Annotated in this window: 17 protein-coding genes and 1 pseudogene; 15 read left to right on the plus strand and 3 right to left on the minus strand. The window is 39.9% G+C overall.

Annotated elements, in window-relative coordinates:
- Positions 1-80: 80 nt before the first annotated feature.
- The 4 genes from HMPREF9425_RS03700 (at position 81) to HMPREF9425_RS03715 (ending at position 4,458) form a co-directional block, all read left to right on the plus strand.
- Positions 81-1,514, plus strand: coding sequence for an NADP-dependent glyceraldehyde-3-phosphate dehydrogenase (locus HMPREF9425_RS03700; protein WP_003092704.1), 1,434 nt, complete (start codon positions 81-83; stop codon positions 1,512-1,514).
- A gap of 115 nt (positions 1,515-1,629) precedes the next feature.
- A complete protein-coding gene (locus HMPREF9425_RS03705) occupies positions 1,630-2,457 on the plus strand; it encodes an alpha/beta hydrolase (protein ID WP_003096903.1) in 828 nt (275 codons plus the stop codon).
- A 51-nt stretch (positions 2,458-2,508) separates the two neighbouring features.
- Positions 2,509-3,249 (plus strand): esterase family protein, encoded by a 741-nt coding sequence (locus tag HMPREF9425_RS03710; protein ID WP_003096904.1) that lies wholly within the window; start codon positions 2,509-2,511, stop codon positions 3,247-3,249.
- A 45-nt stretch (positions 3,250-3,294) separates the two neighbouring features.
- Positions 3,295-4,458, plus strand: coding sequence for an ATP-grasp domain-containing protein (locus HMPREF9425_RS03715; RefSeq protein ID WP_003096906.1), 1,164 nt, complete (start codon positions 3,295-3,297; stop codon positions 4,456-4,458).
- A 52-nt stretch (positions 4,459-4,510) separates the two neighbouring features.
- Here HMPREF9425_RS03715 and HMPREF9425_RS03720 read toward each other — a convergent pair whose 3' ends face one another.
- Positions 4,511-5,593, minus strand: coding sequence for a DEAD/DEAH box helicase (locus tag HMPREF9425_RS03720; RefSeq protein WP_003096908.1), 1,083 nt, complete (start codon positions 5,591-5,593; stop codon positions 4,511-4,513).
- A gap of 97 nt (positions 5,594-5,690) precedes the next feature.
- On the opposite strand from HMPREF9425_RS03720, the gene udk reads away from it, so the two are divergent.
- The 4 genes from udk (at position 5,691) to mprF (ending at position 11,768) form a co-directional block, all read left to right on the plus strand.
- A complete protein-coding gene (gene udk / locus HMPREF9425_RS03725; RefSeq protein ID WP_003092587.1) occupies positions 5,691-6,326 on the plus strand; it encodes a uridine kinase in 636 nt (211 codons plus the stop codon).
- Between the two features lie 36 nt (positions 6,327-6,362).
- Positions 6,363-8,282, plus strand: a complete 1,920-nt coding sequence (locus HMPREF9425_RS03730) for an ABC-F family ATP-binding cassette domain-containing protein (RefSeq protein ID WP_003096911.1) — start codon at positions 6,363-6,365, stop codon at positions 8,280-8,282.
- Between the two features lie 214 nt (positions 8,283-8,496).
- Positions 8,497-9,216, plus strand: coding sequence for an alpha/beta fold hydrolase (locus HMPREF9425_RS03735; RefSeq protein WP_003092532.1), 720 nt, complete (start codon positions 8,497-8,499; stop codon positions 9,214-9,216).
- The gene (gene mprF, locus HMPREF9425_RS03740) at positions 9,213-11,768 is read left to right on the plus strand and encodes a bifunctional lysylphosphatidylglycerol flippase/synthetase MprF (RefSeq protein WP_003096915.1); all 2,556 of its coding nucleotides are present in this window, start codon (positions 9,213-9,215) and stop codon (positions 11,766-11,768) included. Before HMPREF9425_RS03735 ends, mprF begins: the two co-directional genes overlap by 4 nt.
- Positions 11,769-11,819: 51 nt before the next feature.
- Here mprF and gatD read toward each other — a convergent pair whose 3' ends face one another.
- Positions 11,820-12,608 (minus strand): lipid II isoglutaminyl synthase subunit GatD, encoded by a 789-nt coding sequence (gene gatD, locus HMPREF9425_RS03745; RefSeq protein WP_003092813.1) that lies wholly within the window; start codon positions 12,606-12,608, stop codon positions 11,820-11,822.
- On the minus strand, positions 12,608-13,951 hold the full coding sequence (gene murT, locus HMPREF9425_RS03750; protein ID WP_003096917.1) for a lipid II isoglutaminyl synthase subunit MurT: 1,344 nt from the start codon (positions 13,949-13,951) through the stop codon (positions 12,608-12,610). Before murT ends, gatD begins: the two co-directional genes overlap by 1 nt.
- A 101-nt stretch (positions 13,952-14,052) precedes the next feature.
- Between murT and cdaA the strand changes: the two genes are divergently transcribed.
- From cdaA to HMPREF9425_RS03785, 7 genes and pseudogenes are all read left to right on the plus strand, one after another.
- Complete coding sequence (gene cdaA, locus HMPREF9425_RS03755; protein WP_003096919.1) at positions 14,053-14,904, plus strand: diadenylate cyclase CdaA; 852 nt, start codon at positions 14,053-14,055, stop codon at positions 14,902-14,904.
- Positions 14,901-15,866, plus strand: coding sequence for a CdaR family protein (locus HMPREF9425_RS03760; protein WP_003096921.1), 966 nt, complete (start codon positions 14,901-14,903; stop codon positions 15,864-15,866). Before cdaA ends, HMPREF9425_RS03760 begins: the two co-directional genes overlap by 4 nt.
- Positions 15,867-16,086: 220 nt before the next feature.
- A complete protein-coding gene (gene glmM / locus HMPREF9425_RS03765; protein WP_003092462.1) occupies positions 16,087-17,439 on the plus strand; it encodes a phosphoglucosamine mutase in 1,353 nt (450 codons plus the stop codon).
- 2 nt (positions 17,440-17,441) lie between these two features.
- A complete protein-coding gene (locus tag HMPREF9425_RS03770) occupies positions 17,442-17,882 on the plus strand; it encodes a GtrA family protein (protein ID WP_003096922.1) in 441 nt (146 codons plus the stop codon).
- Positions 17,883-17,979: 97 nt separating this feature from the next.
- Positions 17,980-18,665: pseudogene (locus tag HMPREF9425_RS03775) on the plus strand (tRNA (adenine(22)-N(1))-methyltransferase).
- On the plus strand, positions 18,655-19,443 hold the full coding sequence (locus HMPREF9425_RS03780) for a Nif3-like dinuclear metal center hexameric protein (RefSeq protein ID WP_003096928.1): 789 nt from the start codon (positions 18,655-18,657) through the stop codon (positions 19,441-19,443). The pseudogene HMPREF9425_RS03775 and the gene HMPREF9425_RS03780 overlap by 11 nt, the downstream one beginning before the upstream one ends.
- Before the next feature lie 12 nt (positions 19,444-19,455).
- Positions 19,456-19,737, plus strand: a complete 282-nt coding sequence (locus HMPREF9425_RS03785) for a ZIP family metal transporter (protein WP_003096930.1) — start codon at positions 19,456-19,458, stop codon at positions 19,735-19,737.
- Positions 19,738-19,789 lie beyond the last annotated feature (52 nt).

Below are 19,789 nucleotides of genomic sequence, written 5' to 3' on the forward strand. Positions count from 1 at the left end.
AATAATTCTCATTTAAATGTTGGAATATTTCTAAAAAAGTGATAAAATAGGTCTTATAATAGATAAAAGGAGTTACTATCTTGGCTAAACAATACAAAAACTATGTCAATGGTGAGTGGAAAACATCTGAAAATTCAATTACTATCTACGCACCTGCAAACGGTGAGGAACTTGGGTCAGTTCCAGCTATGAGCCAAGCTGAAGTAGACGAAGTCTACGCAGCAGCTAAAGCAGCACTCCCAGCATGGCGTGCGCTTTCATATGCTGAACGTGCAGCTTATCTTCATAAAGCAGCTGATATCTTGGAACGTGATGCAGAAAAAATTGGACAAGTTCTTTCTAAAGAAATTTCAAAAGGTTTGAAATCTGCAATTGGTGAAGTTGTTCGTACTGCTGAAATTATCCACTATGCAGCTGAAGAAGGTTTGCGTTTGGAAGGTGAAGTACTTGAAGGTGGTGCTTTTGATGCTGGTAGCAAGAAAAAAATTGCTGTTGTTCGTCGCGAACCAGTAGGTCTTGTACTTGCTATCTCACCATTTAACTACCCAGTAAACTTGGCTGGTTCTAAAATTGCTCCTGCCTTGATCGCTGGTGACGTTGTTGCCTTCAAACCACCAACACAAGGTTCTATCTCAGGGCTTCTTTTGGTAGAAGCGTTCGTTGAAGCTGGTATCCCTGCTGGTGTCTTGAACTCTATCACAGGACGTGGTTCAGTTATTGGTGATTACATCGTTGAACACAAAGCAGTTGACTTTATCAACTTTACAGGTTCGACTCCAGTCGGTGAAAACATCGGTCGTTTGGCAGCAATGCGTCCAATCATGCTTGAACTTGGTGGTAAAGATGCCGCTATCGTTCTTGAAGATGCTGATCTTGACTTGACTGCTAAAAACATTGTGGCTGGTGCCTTTGACTATTCAGGTCAACGTTGTACAGCTATCAAACGTGTCCTTGTAATGGATAGCGTTGCAGATGAATTGGTAGAAAAAGTAACTGCTTTGGTAGGTAATATCACTGTTGGTATGCCTGAAGAAAGCGCAAGCGTTACACCACTTATCGATACAAAAGCAGCTGACTTCGTACAAGGTTTGATTGATGATGCAGTTGAACAAGGTGCTACTGCTAAAACTGAATTGAAACGTGAAGGTAACCTTATTTACCCAGTAGTCTTTGACCATGTAACAACTGATATGCGTCTTGCTTGGGAAGAACCATTTGGTCCAGTATTGCCATTCATCCGTGTATCTTCAGTTGAAGAAGCAATCAAGATTTCTAACGAATCTGAATTTGGACTTCAAGGTGCTGTCTTCACACAAGACTACCCACGTGCATTCGCAATTGCTGAGCAACTTGAAGTTGGTACAGTTCACATCAACAATAAAACACAACGTGGTACAGATAACTTCCCATTCCTTGGTGTTAAAGGATCTGGTGCCGGAACTCAGGGTGTGAAATACTCTATCGAAGCTATGACTCGTGTGAAATCAACAGTATTTGATGTTACAAACTACTAAGCGTTAAGTCAGTTAATAATTGTAAAAAGTAAAGAGGGCCTTAGTTATAAGGCTCTTTTTTTGTAAAAATTTGGTATAATAGAATAAAATTTTGAATAGAGTGAGTTTTCTGACAATGAATAAATCTTATTTTTATTTGGTGATGAAGACGCATGAGTTAGAAGTGCCTTACACTGGTAAACTTCGTCGTGTGCGTGTTCTTCTACCTAAAAACTATGAAACAGATACAGATCGTTCCTACCCTGTCGTGTATTTTCATGATGGTCAGAATGTTCTTTATAGTAAGGAGTCATTTTCTGGCTATTCTTGGAAGATTATCCCAACAATCAAGCGTAACCCTGATATTTCGCGTATGATTGTTGTAGCCATTGATAATGATGGTCCTGACCGTATGAACGAGTATTCTGCATGGAAGTACCAAGAATCTAATATCCCAGGTATGCAGTTTGGCGGTAAGGGCGTAGAGTATGCTGAGTTCATTATGGATGTGGTAAAACCCTTTATTGATAAGGAATACCGCACACTTCCAGACCGACAACATACTGCCATGATTGGATCTTCACTTGGTGGTAATATCACTCAGTTTATGGGGCTTGATTACAAGGATCAAATTGGCTGTTTAGGGGTATTTTCTTCAGCCAACTGGTTGCATCAGGAGGCCTTTGATCGATATATATCCCGTCAAGATCTAGATGCTAATCAACGTGTCTATATCTATGTAGGCACAGAAGAAGCCGATGATACAGACAAAACTTTGATGGCTGGTAATATTAAGCAGGCTTATATTGATTCGTCTCTGAGATATTATCATGATTTGATTGATCGTGGGGTTGATTTGGAGAATATTAAGATTCACATTCAATCTGGAGCTGAACATAATGAGGAGGCCTGGGCCGAGAATCTACCTGACTGTCTTCGCTTTTTCGCTGAAAACTGGGAATAGTCATCCTTGCCATAACTATTTAAATTGTAATAAAGGAAAAGGAATTAAAATATGAATACCGAACATCTTAGCCACTGGAGTGGTCAGCTTAATCGTGAAATGTATGTTAACCGTTATGGGCACGCTGGTATCCCTATTGTGGTTTTTGCCTCATCAGGTGGTAGCCATAACGAATACTATGATTTTGGTATGATTGATGCCTGTGCACGTTTTATTGAAGAAGGACGCTTACAATTCTTTACACTTTCAAGTGTAGATAGTGAAAGTTGGCTTTGCGATTGGAAAAATCCACACGATCGTGCTGAAATGCATCGTGCTTATGAACGTTATGTAATTGAAGAAGCTATTCCATTTATCAAACATAAAACTGGTTGGTTTGATCCAATGATGACAACAGGTTGTTCAATGGGTGCTTATCATGCTCTTAATTTCTTCTTACAACATCCTGATGTTTTCAATAAAGTAGTGGCACTTAGTGGTGTTTATGATGCTCGTTTCTTTGTTGGAGAGTTTGGAGGAGATGAGGCTATTTACCAAAATTCACCATCAGATTATATTTGGAATCAAAACGATGGTTGGTTTATTGATCGTTATCGTCAAGCTGAAATTGTTGTGTGTACAGGTCTTGGTGCCTGGGAACAAGATGGTCTTCCTTCTTATTACAAACTTAAGGAAGCTTTTGAACAAAAGAATATTTCAGCTTGGTTCTCTGAGTGGGGCCACGATGTTGCTCACGATTGGGAATGGTGGCGCAAACAAATGCCTTATTTCCTTGATAACATGAATCTATAATATTGTATCTAAACTATCTAAATAACTATCAAAGAGGAATCACTAATGAATTATCTTGTTATTTCACCATACTATCCACAAAACTTCCAACAGTTTACAGTCGAACTTGCTAATAAGGGAATCACAGTTCTTGGTATTGGTCAAGAGCCTTATGAACAGTTGGATCAATCTTTGAAAGATGCTTTGACTGAGTATTTCCGTGTGGATAATTTGGAAAACTTGGAAGAAGTGAAACGTGCGGTAGCCTTTCTCTTCTATAAACATGGACCAATCGATCGTATCGAATCTCATAATGAATACTGGTTGGAATTGGATGCAGCTCTTCGTGAACAGTTTAATGTTTTTGGTGCTAAGCCAGAAGATCTTAAGAAGACCAAATTTAAGTCTGAAATGAAAAAGCTCTTCCAAAAAGCTGGAGTTCCAGTTGTACCTGGTGCTGTCATTAAAACTAATGAAGATGTGGATAAAGCCGTACAAGAAATCGGTCTTCCAATGATTGCTAAGCCAGATAACGGGGTTGGTGCAGCTGCAACTTTCAAACTCGAAACAGAAGATGATATCAATCACTTCAAAGCTGAGTGGGACCGTGAAACCGTTTATTTCTTTGAAAAATTTGTAAATTCAAGTGAAATCTGTACTTTCGATGGTTTGGTTGATAGAGATGGTAATATTGTATTTTCAACTACCTTTGATTATGCTCACACTCCACTTGACTTGATGATTTACAAGATGGATAATTCTTACTATGTTCTTAAGGAAATGGATCCTAAATTGCGTAAGTATGGTGAAGCCATTGTCAAAGAATTTGGTATGAAGGAACGTTTCTTCCATATTGAATTTTTCCGTGATGGTGATGATTATATTGCTATTGAGTACAACAATCGACCAGCAGGTGGTTTCACGATTGATGTATATAACTATGCCCATTCTATCGATTTGTACAAGGGCTATGCAGATATCGTTGCTGGTGATCCATTCCCTGGATCTCACTTTGAACCACTTTATTGTTTGGCGACTTCACGTCGTGCAAGTTCTCATTATGCTTATTCAGAGGAAGAACTTTTCGACAAGTATCGTAAACAACTCAAAGTTAAGAAAATCATGCCAGCTGCCTTTGCAGAGTTACAGGGTGACTACCTCTATATGTTGACTACTCCAAGTCGTGAGGAAATGGAACAAATGATTGAGGACTTTGGTAAAAAAGCTTAATCTGTATATGTTAAAAGCACTTCAGTTGATTCTGAAGTGCTTTTGTCATGCCTTATTTTTCGTGAAGTTCTTGATTTTTCAGAACCAGTTCTGAAACTTTGGCGAATTTTTTAAGTTTTTTGAGATCTTCTGGATGGGTTACCAAGCTAATCACCCTACCTTCATTTCCCATACGGCCAGTACGTCCTGAACGGTGAGTGTAGGCTTCACGGTCTCGAGGAATATCAAAGTTGATGACCACTTCAAGGTTTTCAATATCAATACCACGTGCTAAGAGATCAGTCCCTAATAAGAGTGAAATCTCGTGATTTTTAAATTTTTCCAAGATAACCTTACGGAATTTAACGTTGATGTCACTAGCCAATGATACCGCTGAAGCTCTGTTAAATTGGAGACGTTCTTCAGTAGCACCAAGATCAGAAAGACTATTGAAAAAGACAAGGCCACGGAAGTCAGGAATATTGGAGAACTTACGAAGAAGTTCGACACGGTTACGTTTATCAACGCTGATGTAATAATGTTTGATGGTGTCTAGTTCCTGATCAGATAAGTCATAAACGATAGTATTTTCTACAAGATCTTGACTGTCAATTTTGTTGGTTGCTGAAATGTAGATCATTTGGTGGTCGCGAGGGACATGGTGGCTGATTTTTGTGACGAAGTGATATTGGCTATCACTGAGAAGCTCGTCAAATTCATCGAGAACAATGGTATTGACGTTCATCATTTTGATTTTTTTGAGTTTAATCAACTCAAAGACACGACCAGGAGTTCCAATAAGAATCTCTGGTCCTTTTTTCAGACGTTCAATTTGTCGTTTTTGACTAGAGCCAGAAAGGAAGAGTTGAGCAGTGAGTCCTAGTGGTTCAGCCCATTGTTTGGTTACATCAAAAATTTGTCCAGCAAGTTCAGAGTTAGGTGCTAGAATAAGCAGTTGCTGAGCTTTTTTTGGCTTAAGAGAGAGAAGAAGTGGGAGAAGGTAGGCTAGGGTCTTACCTGTTCCAGTTGGACTGATACCTAAGATATTGTCCCCTTCAGTAATTGGTGTAAATAGTTCTTTTTGAATGGAGGTTTCTGTCGTGATTCCTTTTTCTTTAAGAAGGTTTTGCCATTGTTCAGGAAAGTTTTTAAACATAAATATAAAAGTCTCATTTTCTATATGGATTTGCTTTTATTATATCATGATTTAGTGTAGAATAGATACGAAAGACTATATTAGATAGGAATTTACCATGCCTAAAAAACCGATTATTATTGGGGTTACGGGTGGCTCTGGTGGTGGTAAGACCAGTGTTTCTCGTGCCATTCTATCAAATTTTCCAGATGAGAAAATTGCCATGATTGAGCATGATTCTTATTATAAGGATCAGTCACATTTGACTTTTGAAGAGCGTGTGTCAACTAACTATGACCATCCTTTTGCTTTTGATACAGATCTTATGATTGAGCATATCAATGAGCTGATTGCTGGGCGTCCAGTAGATATTCCGATTTATGATTACACGCAACACACTCGTAGTGATAAGACCTATCGTCAGGAACCTCAGGATGTTTTTATCGTTGAAGGGATTTTGGTACTTGAAGATAAACGTTTGCGTGATTTGATGGATATCAAGCTCTTTGTAGATACTGATGATGACATCCGTATTATCCGCCGTATTAAGCGTGATATGGAAGAGCGTGGTCGTAGCTTAGATAGTATTATCGAGCAGTATATCAGTGTGGTCAAACCTATGTATCATCAGTTTATTGAGCCAACCAAACGCTATGCGGATGTGGTGATTCCTGAAGGTGTCACAAATACTGTTGCAATCGATTTGATTAATACTAAGGTAGCTAGCATTCTAGAAGAAAGTAAGAAAGCCTAAGCAGGAGCTTGGCTTTTTTGGTATAATTGAAACGTTATGATTATTTTACAAGGAAATAAAATTGAGCGCTCTTTCTCAGGAGATGTGCTCTTTGATAATATTAATATTCAGGTAGATGAACGTGATCGTATTGCCTTGGTTGGCCGTAACGGTGCTGGAAAATCAACCTTGTTGAAAATCTTGGTTGGAGAGGAAGCACCGACAAGTGGTGACATCAACACCAAACGTGATTTGAACCTGTCTTACTTGGCTCAGGATAGTCGTTTTGAGTCTAGTAAGACCATCTATGCGGAAATGTTGAATGTCTTTGCAGATCTACGTGCAGATGAAAACCGTTTGCGTGACATGGAAATGAAGATGGCTGACTTGACTGGGGCAGACTTGGACAAGTTAATGACTGACTACGATCGCCTTTCCGAGGATTTCAGACAGCGTGGTGGTTTTACCTATGAATCTGACATCAAAGCTATTCTCAATGGTTTTAAGTTTGATGAAAGCATGTGGGAGATGTCCATTTCAGAACTTTCTGGAGGGCAAAACACGCGCTTAGCTTTGGCGAAAATGCTGCTTGAGAAGCCTGAACTCTTGGTACTGGATGAACCGACCAACCACTTGGATATCGAAACCATTGCTTGGTTGGAGAATTACTTGGTTAATTATCAGGGGGCTCTAATCATTGTCAGTCACGACCGGTATTTTTTGGATAAGGTAGCAACAGTAACCCTAGATTTGACTAAACATAGTTTAGATCGTTATGTCGGAAATTATTCAAAATTCATGGACCTTAAGGCTGAAAAGTTGGCCACTGAAGTAAAGAACTTCGAAAAGCAACAAAAGGAAATTGCTAAGCTGGAGGACTTTGTTAATCGTAATATTGTTCGTGCCTCTACAACTAAGCGTGCCCAAGCCCGTCGTAAACAGCTTGAGAAAATGGAACGTCTGGATAAGCCAACAGAAGGTCAAAAGTCAGCTAATATGACTTTCCATGCGGACAAGGTCTCTGGAAATGTAGTCTTGACTGTGAGGGATGCTGCTATTGGTTATGACGACGAGATTCTCTCAGAGCCTATTTCTCTGGATGTTAAGAAGATGGATGCCATTGCCATTGTGGGACCTAATGGTATTGGAAAAACAACCTTTATCAAGTCGGTAGTCGGTAAACTGCCATTTATCAAGGGAACATCAACTTATGGTGCCAATGTTGAAGTGGGTTACTATGACCAAACCCAATCTGCCTTGACACCGTCAAACACTGTTCTTGATGAGTTGTGGAATGATTTTGCGACAACTCCTGAAGTTGAGATTCGTAACCGTTTGGGAGCCTTTCTCTTCTCAGGTGACGATGTCAAAAAGTCTGTTTCCATGCTTTCTGGTGGTGAGAAGGCTCGTCTGCTCCTAGCCAAATTGTCAATGGAAAACAACAACTTCCTCATCCTAGATGAGCCGACCAACCACTTGGACATTGATAGTAAGGAAGTCTTGGAAAATGCCCTTATTGACTTTGATGGAACGCTTCTCTTTGTCAGCCACGACCGTTACTTTATCAACCGTGTGGCAACAAAAGTGATGGAAATCTCTGAGGAGGGGGCAACCATTTATCTTGGGGATTATGATTACTACCTTGAGAAAAAGGCGGAGCTTGAAGAATTAGCACGACTTGAAGCGGAAGAAAATCAAGGGCCAGAGGAGACCCAAGTAGCTTCAGCGGGTGCTAGTGATTATCAAGCTCAAAAAGCTAGTCAAAAAGAGATCCGTAAACTAAGCCGACGTATTGAGCAAATCGAAAATGAATTAGAAACCATCGAAGAACGCTTGGGGAAAATCTCTGTTGCCATGCTTGAAACCAATGATGTGGCGGAATTGTCTGACTTGCAGAAAGAACTAGATGACTTGTCAGTCAATCAAGAGGCTCTGATGGAAGAGTGGAGTGACCTTTCGGAACAGTTGGAAAGTTAAAGAAATATGGAAACCTTTCTATATTTTAATAGGAGAAACCTGAAAAGGTTTTTTCTTTTTTTGCAGAAAATGTACTAATATTCTGAGTTTTGCTAAATGGAAGTGTTATAATGGAATGAGAGGGTTTGAGCACTTTGTTTTATGGTATCGGACCCAATGCCTTATAAGACTAATCATCGTATAAGAATACGTTAGTGAAAAGGTAGGTAATATTATGGAATTCAAAGTGAAAGATGGTCAAATCATCTATTATCGTGACCTTGGTAAAGGCTTTCCAATTGTCTTCTTGCATGGCAATAATTTATCAGGAAACTACTTTGGTAAGCAAGGAATTCTATATCGAGACTATCGTTTAATTTTCATTGATAGTCGTAATCATGGCAGATCCAGTCGTCAGAGTGCTAAGATGACCTTTGAACAGATGGCTGCCGATTTGGAGGAAATTTTGCAATTTTTAAATATCAAAAAGGCTTTGTTTGTTGGTCACAGTGATGGGGCTAATCTAGCTATGGTTTATGCCAGTCGCTTTCCTGACCGGATTGCAGGGCTCTTGCTTAATGCAGGGAATATGACCTTTAAAGGATTGACCAGACGCTCAAGATTTCTGGTTTATATACAGTATTATTGCCTAAAAGCCTTATCGCCATTTTCATCTAAAATGGACATCATGGCTCAGATAACGGAGCTCATGCTACATGATTTGCCACTGGATAGGGAACGACTACATCAAGCATCCTATCCTGTTTGGGTAGTTATGGGACAAAGAGATGTCATTAGTATTAGTCATTCAAGGGATATTTCGGACCTTTTTCCAATTCATAAGCTATATGTTGAACGGAGACAGGGGCATCGTCTAGCTCAACGAAAATATAAGGTTTTTAATCAAATGATCCGTGAGTTAGTTAGAATTAGTCGAAAAGAGGTGGTGGCATGAAGCGACTTATAGAGAGACTTCAACCTTTAAAAACTGCCGTTAAATCTATCTTCTTTATTTCTATTACGGTTCTTGTTGTTGTAGAGTTGGTTCGTTTGAAACGAACGATCACTTTAGAATCGCTAGAATCAGCTTTATCAGGTCTGTCAATTTGGCATCTTGCTTTGATGGTAGTGATAGGTTTAGTTGCTGTGTCACCTATGCTCTTTTATGACCTTATCTTGAATAGGGAGTTAGAGACGGATTTTTCCAAATCCTATATACTAGAAACGAGTTGGGCTGTCAATACCATTAATAACTTGGCTGGTTTTGCCGGTTTAGTCGACGTGGGGTTGAGGTATTCCTTTTATTCTGAAGATGGGCAGGAGAAGTCTGGTGTTAAGGCACTATCACGTTTATTGCCTTACTTTATGTCGGGCCTATCCCTTTTAAGTGGTTTGGTATTCGCTGTCTTTTGGTTCTTCCCTCTAAGTCCAGACTTAAGAAAATATTGGTTACTCTTATTGGGTATTTTCCTTTATCTGCCTTTTATTTTCTTTGTTTCTAGTCGTGAAAAGTTAACCTATTTTGGGCAAGTGCCGTTGAAAACGAGACTAAGTCTTCTTTTAGCTTCGACAGCTGAATGGGGAACGGCCCTTGGGAGCTTTGTAAGTGTGGCTTATTTAATGGGCTTGCATGTTCCTCTTTATAATCTGATTCCTCTTTATTTCCTAGCGGTTATTATTGGTATCTTCTCTATGATTCCGGGCGGGATTGGTAGTTTCGATTTGATTGTGATTACCGGTCTGACGTCTATGGGGGTTAGTAATGCTCTAGCGGTCAGCCTACTATTGCTCTTTCGTCTAACCTACTACATCATTCCATTTTTATTAGGTGTTGTCTTCTTTTTCAAACACATGGGAGGCCACATCAATGAGAAATACTTCAAGATTCCTTCACGAGTATTTGGTGGAAGTTTCCATCGTATCCTTGTTTATTTGTTACGTTTTTTAGGAATCTTCTTGATTTTATCTGCCCTAATCCCAGAACGCTTGGCAAATGTTTACTTTATTAACCGTTTCGATCCTATTCAGGAACAGTTGATCTGGCAGTTTCCGAGTATTTTATTTGGAACCCTCTTTGTTTTCATGGCTCGTCTGATCAGACGTCGGGTTAAGGGAGCTTTCATTGCCTCCTTGGTAACCTTTGTCTTGGCTTTAATTTATGTCAATCTCAATGGTATTTCTTGGGCCATGTCATTCCTAATTGTACTCTCTTTGGTGCTTATGTTGATCATCAGAAAGCGGTTGTATCATCGTTACTTTGTTTATAGTTGGGAAGACAAAACTAAGGATTTCCTTTTCCTAGCCTTTACTATTCTGGTTCTTCTTGTTCTGGGTGGTAGCGGTTTTTGGTCTCATTTATTGCCACCTAGGAACCGGGATGTTCTTGGACATTTTGTTCATATTTGGTTTGATATTTTACTGGGATCGGTAATCATTGCAACCATTGTTTGGGTTGTTTTGAGAGTTTTGGCACCTCGTAAGCATTTTGGTCAAAGCATGGATAATGAGCGCTTCACAGCACTTCTTGAGAAATATGGGGGCGCATCAGAAAGTGCTCTAGCTTATTTACATGATAAACGCCTCTTTTGGTATCGTGTCGATGGACAAGACCAGGTGGTTTTCCAATTTGCACAAACCAGTAACAAGTGTGTGATTATGGGCAATCCTATTGGTAATGAAATATATTATCGTCCAGCTTGGGAAGCTTTCTTGAAAAACTTATCTGATTGGAATTTACAGGCTTTATTTTATGAGGCGGATGAGAGTGTGACCCTTATGCTTCATGATTATGGCTTTGACTTCATGAAATTTGGAGAAAATGCCATGGTTGATTTGACGACATTTTCTGTCGATGGTAAGCATGGTAAGAAGTTTCGTAAACCAACCAATCGTGTGGAAAAAGCAGGCTTCCAGTTTAAATTACTTAATCCTCCATTTTCGGAGACTCAGATGCAGGAAATGAAGGCAGTCTCAGATATTTGGCTTAATGGTCGTAAGGAGAAAGGTTTCTCTCTTGGTTTCTTTGATGAAGCCTATCTGCAACAAGCACCGATTGCTATCGTTGAGAGTGAAGAAGGCGACATTGTGGCATTTGCTAATATCATGCCGACCCAAAATAAACAGGTGGCGACCATTGACCTTATGCGTTACGACTTTGAGAAGGCTCCTGAAGGCATTATGGACTACCTCTTCGTTAAACTCTTCCAATACTTCCAAGCAGAAGACAAGAAGTACTTTGATATGGGAATGGCTCCCCTAGCCAACGTTGGTACTGAAGAAGATAGTTTTTTAGAGGAAAAGGTTGCCAATTTAGTTTATATTTTTGCTCAGCGTTTTTACTCTTTTAGTGGGCTCCAACGTTACAAGGAAAAATTCTCTCCAATTTGGTCTCCAAAATACATTGTCTATCCAAAAAGAACCTGGCTCTTGTTTGATATGATTGCTATTCTAAGGATTGATAATCGTAAAATTGAAGATAAAATGAAGAAAAGACGTCTTTGGAAGTAAATACGACAAAAAAAGTGACCCTTGGAGGGTCACTTTTTTTGTTTAAAAGAATTATTTCTCGAATTCAGCTTTTGATTTAGTATCTGCATACTCTTCAGCAATCTCGCTTGAGAGGATGTCATCATAACTTGGTAATTGAATATCCTGACCATATTTGTTACGAAGGGCAGTTGTTACTAAGCGGTAAGCAAGGTTAGCATTACGAGAAAGAATCGGACCATGGAAGTAGCTACCATAAACGTTTTTATAGTGGACACCTTCAGTACCATCTTCCTTGTTATTACCATTACCGTAGACCACTTTACCAAGTGGTTTTTCATCATCAGAAAGAAAGGTACGTCCTTGGTGATTTTCAAAACCATAATAGGTTTCATTGAACTCTTCGTTATGAATTTTGATGTCACCGATGTAACGGTTATTTTCTTGATTAAGGGTGTAGTGACCCATAACACCAATACCATCAATGCGGACACCATTGGCTTGGACATAATATTGTCCAAGAAGTTGGAAACCACCGCAGATGGCTAGGAGCACTTTATTATCTTGGATGAATTGACCAATGGCATCACGTTTTGATGGGAGGTCTTTAGCAACGATAGATTGTTCATAGTCTTGACCACCACCAAAGAAGACCATGTCGTAGTAGTCCTTGTCGAAGTAGTCTCCAACAGAAACGATGTCGAAGGTCATTTTAGCACCAAGCTTTTCCCCCACGTATTTTATCATAAGGACATTACCATTGTCACCATAGGTATTGAGCAGATTACCGTAAAGGTGGGCAACATTTAGGTCATAGGTGTAGTCACGATTTTCTGGAGATTTGAGAGAAGTATAAGTCATTAGTTCATCTCCTTTCCGACAACATGACGTTGGGCAAGAATATCACGGAATTCAAGCATAGCAGTATAGGTCGCTAGGATATAGGCATGGTCGCAGTCTTGCTTTTCGATTAGGGTCATAATATCTTCGAGTTTTTCTGCTTGTGTAATTTTGTCCTCTGGATAGCCAGTCACACGCAGACGACGGGCAATTTCAGAGTGACGGACACCACCAGCATTAATTTCAGGAATATCCATATCGAGAATGCTTTCAAAGTTGGCATCCCAGATCCAGCTGGTGTCAATACCATCAGCATAATTGGCATTAAGAAGGACTGACAAGCTAAATGGATAATCTGCAAGTTTAATCATGTCAAGAGCTTGGCTAGCTCCAACTGGATTCTTAATCAGTACGAGAGTACATGATTTATCACCAATTTTAAAGGTTTCTTGGCGTCCAAAGACAGCGCGACTCTTTTCAAAACCAGATTTGATTTGCTCTGGCGCAACGCCGAAGAATTCAGCGACAGAAACGGCAGCAAGGGCATTATAGATGTTGTAGAGCCCCCCAACGTTAATTTTGTAATCTTGACCATCAATGATAAATTCAGAAGTGGTGTTGGTGATTTTTGTCAGCTGCGTTAGCTTATAATCTAATTCTGGACGGTGGAAGTCGCAGTTAAGGCACACATAGTCACCCAAGTTAGCGTAAGTATTAAGGCGATACTGAAGAATGCTCTCGCACTTAGGACACACAATTCCTTCAGTATTATAGTGTGCAAGCTCTGGCGCATGTTTTTCAGTGTCAAAACCGTAGAAACGCACGGGATTGACTATCTCTTTAGAATTAAAGAGAGGACTGTCCCCATTAGCCAAAATAGTTGCTGCTGGCGCCTTAGCAGCACCATCTAAAATCATCTGATAGGTAGTGTAGATTTCACCGTAGCGGTCCATTTGGTCACGGAAAATATTTGTGAAGACAAAAAGACTTGGAGTGATGTATTCAGTGATTTTTGGAAGGCTGGCCTCGTCAATTTCCAAGACAGCAATTTTCTTACCAGACTTGGCTTTTTTAGCTGTTAGGAAGGTAGAAGTGATCCCTGTGATCATGTTAGCCCCACTAGGGTTAGTTACAATTTCACCGAAAGCTTCTTTTAGAATACCGACTGTCAAAGCGGTTGTCAGAGTCTTACCGTTGGTTCCAGTGACAACGACAATTTCGTAGTCCTTAGCTAAAGTGTCTAAAATATCTTTGTCAAATTTAAGGGCAATTTTTCCAGGCAGGGTTGAACCACGTCCCAATTTTGAAAGGACGAGATGGCTAGCTTTACCCGCCAGAACTCCCATGGTAGTTTTCATAGTCATGAATTTATTTTATCACAAAAAGTAGTGATTGTAGTCTCAAAATAGTTAGAATTCGTGGTATAATAGAAACTGTTTAAAAATTAAAAGAAAGTGTGATATGTATGGGAATACTTTCGTCCATTGATATTGATTTTTGGCGGTCACTCTTTGATAGTCCGCTGAAAGTTATCGTCAATAGTTTGGACATATTGATTGTTGCTTTTTTAATTTATCGCTTTATTAGGGCCCTACGAGGGACAAAAATTATGACCCTTGTTCAAGGGGTTGTCTTATTTATTTTAGTCAAACTGATTTCTGATTTTATAGGCTTCACGACGATTTCTTATTTGATGAATCAAGTTATCAACTATGGAGCTATTGCGGCGGTTGTGATCTTTGCGCCAGAGCTTCGTTCTGCTCTTGAAACCTTTGGACGTACGCCTCAGCATTTTCTGCAAAATAAAGAGGTTAGCTCAGACGAGAAGTTGGTTCAAGCCTACGTTAAAGCTGTTAAGTACATGAGTCCTCGTAAGATTGGGGCCTTGGTTTCTATTGAACAGACTCAGACCTTACAAGAGCAAATTGCGACTGGGATTCCACTTGATGCGGTGGTGACTGGGGAACTGTTAATTAATATTTTCATTCCAAATACACCTCTTCATGATGGGGCAGTTATCATCAGAGATAACAAGGTTGCGACGGCTTGTTCTTATCTGCCATTGACGGAATCTAATAAGATTTCCAAAGAGTTTGGGACTAGACATAGGGCTGCTATTGGTCTTTCAGAACAGACAGATGCACTGACCTTTATTGTGTCTGAGGAAACTGGTGCGATTTCAATTGCGTACAAGGGAAATTTCATCCATGATCTCTCTGTTCAAGAATTTGAACAAGAGTTGAGTCTTATCTTGTTGAAAGAACAAGAACCAAGTCAGTCATTCTTCCAACGTTGGATGGGAGGTAGCAAAAAATGAAGCGTTTTGTAAATTTCTTTAAAAACGATCGTTTATGGCAGATGCTAGTTGCTCTCTTCTTTGCTGTGGTACTCTTTTTCACGGCATGGTCGGGAAATACGCAAAATAAAAACAATAGCTCAAGTGCATCTAATACCTTTACACAAACCGTTGAGTCGGTTCCTGTGGATATTAAATATGATAGTGATAAGTACTTTATCAGTGGTTATTCCTATGATGCTGAGGTCTATCTGACAGCGACGACACAATTGGCCTTAACGACTGAAGCAACAAGTGATACACGTCATTTTAAGTTGGTTGCAGATTTATCAAATCTTGGCCAAGGGACAAGTCGTGTTCCTATTCAGGTTAAGAATTTACCGGCTGGAATGTCTGCCCAAGTATCACCATCTACCTTGACAGCAACCATAGGTAAAAAAGCTAGTAAGACATTTGATGTAGTTGCAAATATCACACAGGATAAGTTGGCTAATGGCTATGAAGTGAAAAAGGTTAGCTTGAATGAAACCAAGGTAGAGGTGACGTCAAGTGAGGATATCATCAATCAAATTGATCACGTTCAAGCAGTCTTGGAAGGCGATGACAACTTGTCTGATGATTATGATGGTAACTTGGTTCTTCAAGCAGTTTCGTCTAGTGGAACGATTCTAGCTAGTTCAATTTCCCCAGCTAAGGTTCATGCTAAGATTAGTTTGAGAAAATTGAGTAAATCAGTTCCAGTTAAGCTAGAGTTGACTGGCGATAAGGCTAGCAACGTGTCTAATATCAGTTATAGTTTTGATCGTGGTCATGTGACCATTGTTGGTAGTCAAGAAGCGATGGATAAAATCGATAGCATCACAGTCCCTGTAGACATTAGCCAAGTAACTAAGGATACATCGAAAACCTTAGAGCTTACAGCAGAAGGTGTCACAGTGCAACCAAGTACTGTGAAGGTTAACTTGAAAGTCACACAAAAGTGAGGGAATTACATTTTTATCAAATTCAGATATAATAGATTGGATTGAGAGGGATTAGTCTCATAAAAATGTAACCAATTAATAATATTTTAAAACAAGGGTTGAAAATATTGGTGCAATCTTATACAGTTAGATTATCTAGATAGGGTTCACTAGATTGACTCTTGCTAAACGGCATCAAAGTTTAAGGAGGATTTAGTGCACAAGCACTAATAGTAAATTTATGGGTAAATATTTTGGAACAGACGGTGTTCGTGGAGAAGCAAACGTTGAGCTTACGCCTGAATTGGCCTTTAAATTAGGTCGTTTTGGTGGTTATGTGCTTAGTCAACATGAAACTGGCCGTCCTAAAGTTTTTGTGGCTCGTGATACACGTATTTCTGGTGAGATGTTGGAATCTGCCTTAGTAGCAGGTTTGCTCTCAGTGGGTATTGAAGTCTACAAACTTGGAGTGCTTGCGACACCAGGTGTATCATACTTGGTACGTACCGAAAATGCTAGTGCTGGTGTAATGATTTCAGCTAGTCACAATCCAGCTCTTGATAATGGGATCAAGTTCTTTGGTGGAGATGGCTTTAAATTAGATGATGCACGTGAAGCAGAAATTGAAGCTCTTCTAGATGCTGCAGAAGATACGCTTCCACGCCCTTCAGCGGAGGGACTTGGAACACTTGTGGATTATCCAGAAGGTCTTCGTAAATACGAAAAATTCTTGGTGGCTACTGGTCTTGACCTCGGTGGTATGAAGGTTGCCTTGGATGCAGCTAATGGTGCGGCTGCGGTATCTGCACGTAACATTTTCCTTGACTTGAATGCAGAAATCGCTGTTATTGGTGATCAACCTGATGGCCTTAACATCAATGCCGGTGTAGGTTCTACACATCCAGAGCAATTGCAGGCCTTAGTTAGAGAAACTGGTTCAGCAATCGGTCTTGCCTTTGATGGTGACAGTGACCGTCTCATTGCCGTTGATGAAAATGGTGATATTGTCGATGGTGACAAGGTGATGTATATCATTGGTAAATACTTGTCCCAAAAAGGTGAGTTAGCTAAAAACACCATTGTTACAACAGTTATGTCGAACCTTGGTTTCCACAAGGCTCTCGATCGTGAGGGTATTAACAAGGCTGTCACTGCTGTTGGTGACCGATACGTTGTCGAAGAAATGCGTAAAAACGGTTATAACCTTGGTGGCGAACAATCTGGTCACGTTATTATCATGGATTACAACACAACTGGTGATGGTCAATTGACAGCTATCCAATTGACTAAAGTCATGGTTGAAACAGGTAAGAGCTTGTCTGAATTGGCAGCAGAAGTGACCATTTATCCTCAAAAATTGGTTAATATCCGTGTGGAAAATAGCCTGAAAGATAAAGCTATGGAAGTTCCTGCAATTGCCGCTATCATTGAAAAAATGGAAGCTGAGATGGCTGGAAATGGCCGTATCTTGGTTCGTCCAAGTGGTACAGAACCTCTCCTTCGTGTTATGGCAGAAGCACCAACAGATGATGAAGTGAACTATTATGTTGATACGATTGCTGATGTTGTTCGTGCAGAAATTGGATTGGACTGAGTATGATAGCTAAACTCAGAGCCTTCATGGCTACTGAAGTATTCAAATATTTCTTCTTTGGGGTTTTGGCAACTTTGGTTTACATGGTTAGTCGTACCTTTATTTTTCAGTTGACCCAACAAGGGACCCTATCGGCTGTCTTGGCCAATGCGATTGCCATTATCTTTGCCTTTTTTACAAATGACATCTTTGTCTTTAATCAGGAAACGACCGGTATGGCCACGCGCTTTGTTAAGTTCGTAGGAGCCCGCCTTTTGACCTTGGTCTTGGATTTGGCATTAGCCTTCTTCTTGGTCGATACCTATCCAGAAATTATTGGTCAATTTGTTGGTCATAGTCAGGCATGGGTAAATGGTATAGAGAGTGTATTTGCTCAGGTCCTTATCATTGTGTTGAATTATATTATTTCTAAATTCTTTGTCTTTACGGGCGAAAAGGTATAAATAAAAAGGAAGTTGTTAGGAAATGTGTTAAAAGCATTTCTTACCAACCTCCTTTTTTGATATAATTAAAGAGACTTAAAAAATAGAAAGATGAAATATGTACGTACAATTATCTCAACGCCTTAAGGATGTAGCAATCTATGTTCCCAAAGGCGCAAAACTCTTGGATGTAGGCAGTGATCATGCCTATCTTCCGATTTATTTAGTTGAAAAAGGCCTGATTACTTCAGCTATTGCTGGTGAAGTGGTAAAGGGCCCTTATGAATCAGCTCTAGCAAATGTCTCAGCTTATGATTTCAATGATAAAATCGAGGTGCGCTTGGCTAATGGCTTGGCTGCCTTTGAGCCTGCTGACGATGTAACCACTATAACGATTTGTGGTATGGGGGGCGTCTTATTGCGGACATCCTTGATGCTGGAAAGGACAAACTTAAGGGCGTAGACCGTCTGATTTTACAACCAAATAATCGTGAAGATGATCTCCGTATCTGGTTGATGGAAAATGGTTTTGAGATTATTGCAGAGTCTATCATGACTGAAAATGGCAAATATTACGAAATCATGGTGGCAGAAGCTGGACACATGAGCCTTTCGGACAAGGAAGTACGTTTTGGTCCTCATCTCATGAAAGACCAATCTCAGGTTTTCCAGCTCAAATGGCAACGCGAAATCAATAAATTAGAGATTGCTTTAGGATTCATTCCACTGGCCAATCAGGCTGATCGTACAGCTATTGAAGATAAAATTCAAACCATTAAGGAGGTTTTGAATCATGTTAGCTAGTGAACTTATTAAGACTTATGAAGAATTCTGTCCACAGGAGTTTTCTATGGAAGGTGATGTGGTTGGCTTGCAGATTGGTAGTTTGGATAAGGAGATTCAGAAGGTTATGGTTACCTTGGATGTTCGTGAAAATACAGTATCTGAAGCCATTGAAAAAGGTGTGGACCTCATCATTGCTAAACATGCCCCTATCTTCCGTCCGATTAAGGACTTGGTGTCTTCACCGGATCGTGATATTTTACTTGACTTGGTTAAGCACGAAATTGTTGTTTATGTCAGCCATACCAATATTGATGTAGTTGATGATGGCCTTAATGATTGGTTCTGCGAGTTACTTGACATTAAAGACACCACTTATTTAACACAGACTTCTGAAAATCATGGAATTGGTCGAGTGGGTGATATCGTGCCACAGACCATTGAAGAACTTGCTCTTAAAGTAAAAGCAGTTTTTGGCTTGGACAGTGTTCGATTGGTTCGTTATGACCATGATAATCCTCTTGTTAGCCGTGTGGCTATTTGTGGTGGTAGCGGTCAAGGATTTTACAAGGATGCTTTGAAAAAGGGAGCACAGGTCTTTATCACGGGTGATGTTTATTACCATACAGGTCAGGAAATGATTACTAATGGTCTCTTGGCTATTGATCCTGGGCATCATATCGAAGCCCTCTTTATCGCAAAGATTGCTGAGAAATTTGAAGCCTGGAAACGTGAGCATAATTGGAATGTGACGATACTTGAAACTCAGTCATCAACCAATCCTTTTGATCATTTGTAGGAGAATGTGTTTATGACTTGGCTGTTACATCAAAATGTTGTTTTCTTGGCTTTTCTTGCGGGTCTCTTTACCTGGGGATGTACTATTGTTGGCTCAGCCATAGTTTTCTTCTTCAAGAATATTAGCCGTAAATTGCTAGACATCATGATGGGCTTTACAGCAGGTGCCATGATTTTTGTGGTAACAGAGGAATTGATTCCTGAATCACAGACCAATGGTAATACTGATGTGGCAACCTTGGGGCTTATGGTTGGCTTTGTAGTCATGATGGTTATGGATGTGGCCTTGGGATAAATGATTAATGATGAGCTGTGCCTATATGTATAGGTCTCAGCTTTTTTCAAAT

The organism is Streptococcus vestibularis ATCC 49124, from assembly GCF_000188295.1.
In the GTDB taxonomy this organism is placed as follows: domain Bacteria; phylum Bacillota; class Bacilli; order Lactobacillales; family Streptococcaceae; genus Streptococcus; species Streptococcus vestibularis.

What these genes read in the sequence shown, in the direction of transcription:
- glmM (WP_003092462.1), top strand. Translation starts at nt 16,087, where the DNA reads ATGGGTAAATATTTTGGAACAGACGGTGTTCGTGGAGAAGCAAACGTT.
- HMPREF9425_RS03760 (WP_003096921.1), top strand. Translation starts at nt 14,901, where the DNA reads ATGAAGCGTTTTGTAAATTTCTTTAAAAACGATCGTTTATGGCAGATG.
- HMPREF9425_RS03705 (WP_003096903.1), top strand. Translation starts at nt 1,630, where the DNA reads ATGAATAAATCTTATTTTTATTTGGTGATGAAGACGCATGAGTTAGAA.
- HMPREF9425_RS03710 (WP_003096904.1), top strand. Translation starts at nt 2,509, where the DNA reads ATGAATACCGAACATCTTAGCCACTGGAGTGGTCAGCTTAATCGTGAA.
- HMPREF9425_RS03715 (WP_003096906.1), top strand. Translation starts at nt 3,295, where the DNA reads ATGAATTATCTTGTTATTTCACCATACTATCCACAAAACTTCCAACAG.
- HMPREF9425_RS03720 (WP_003096908.1), bottom strand. Translation starts at nt 5,593, where the DNA reads ATGTTTAAAAACTTTCCTGAACAATGGCAAAACCTTCTTAAAGAAAAA.
- HMPREF9425_RS03735 (WP_003092532.1), top strand. Translation starts at nt 8,497, where the DNA reads ATGGAATTCAAAGTGAAAGATGGTCAAATCATCTATTATCGTGACCTT.
- HMPREF9425_RS03785 (WP_003096930.1), top strand. Translation starts at nt 19,456, where the DNA reads ATGACTTGGCTGTTACATCAAAATGTTGTTTTCTTGGCTTTTCTTGCG.
- HMPREF9425_RS03730 (WP_003096911.1), top strand. Translation starts at nt 6,363, where the DNA reads ATGATTATTTTACAAGGAAATAAAATTGAGCGCTCTTTCTCAGGAGAT.
- HMPREF9425_RS03770 (WP_003096922.1), top strand. Translation starts at nt 17,442, where the DNA reads ATGATAGCTAAACTCAGAGCCTTCATGGCTACTGAAGTATTCAAATAT.
- HMPREF9425_RS03780 (WP_003096928.1), top strand. Translation starts at nt 18,655, where the DNA reads ATGTTAGCTAGTGAACTTATTAAGACTTATGAAGAATTCTGTCCACAG.
- cdaA (WP_003096919.1), top strand. Translation starts at nt 14,053, where the DNA reads ATGGGAATACTTTCGTCCATTGATATTGATTTTTGGCGGTCACTCTTT.
- murT (WP_003096917.1), bottom strand. Translation starts at nt 13,951, where the DNA reads ATGACTATGAAAACTACCATGGGAGTTCTGGCGGGTAAAGCTAGCCAT.
- udk (WP_003092587.1), top strand. Translation starts at nt 5,691, where the DNA reads ATGCCTAAAAAACCGATTATTATTGGGGTTACGGGTGGCTCTGGTGGT.
- gatD (WP_003092813.1), bottom strand. Translation starts at nt 12,608, where the DNA reads ATGACTTATACTTCTCTCAAATCTCCAGAAAATCGTGACTACACCTAT.
- mprF (WP_003096915.1), top strand. Translation starts at nt 9,213, where the DNA reads ATGAAGCGACTTATAGAGAGACTTCAACCTTTAAAAACTGCCGTTAAA.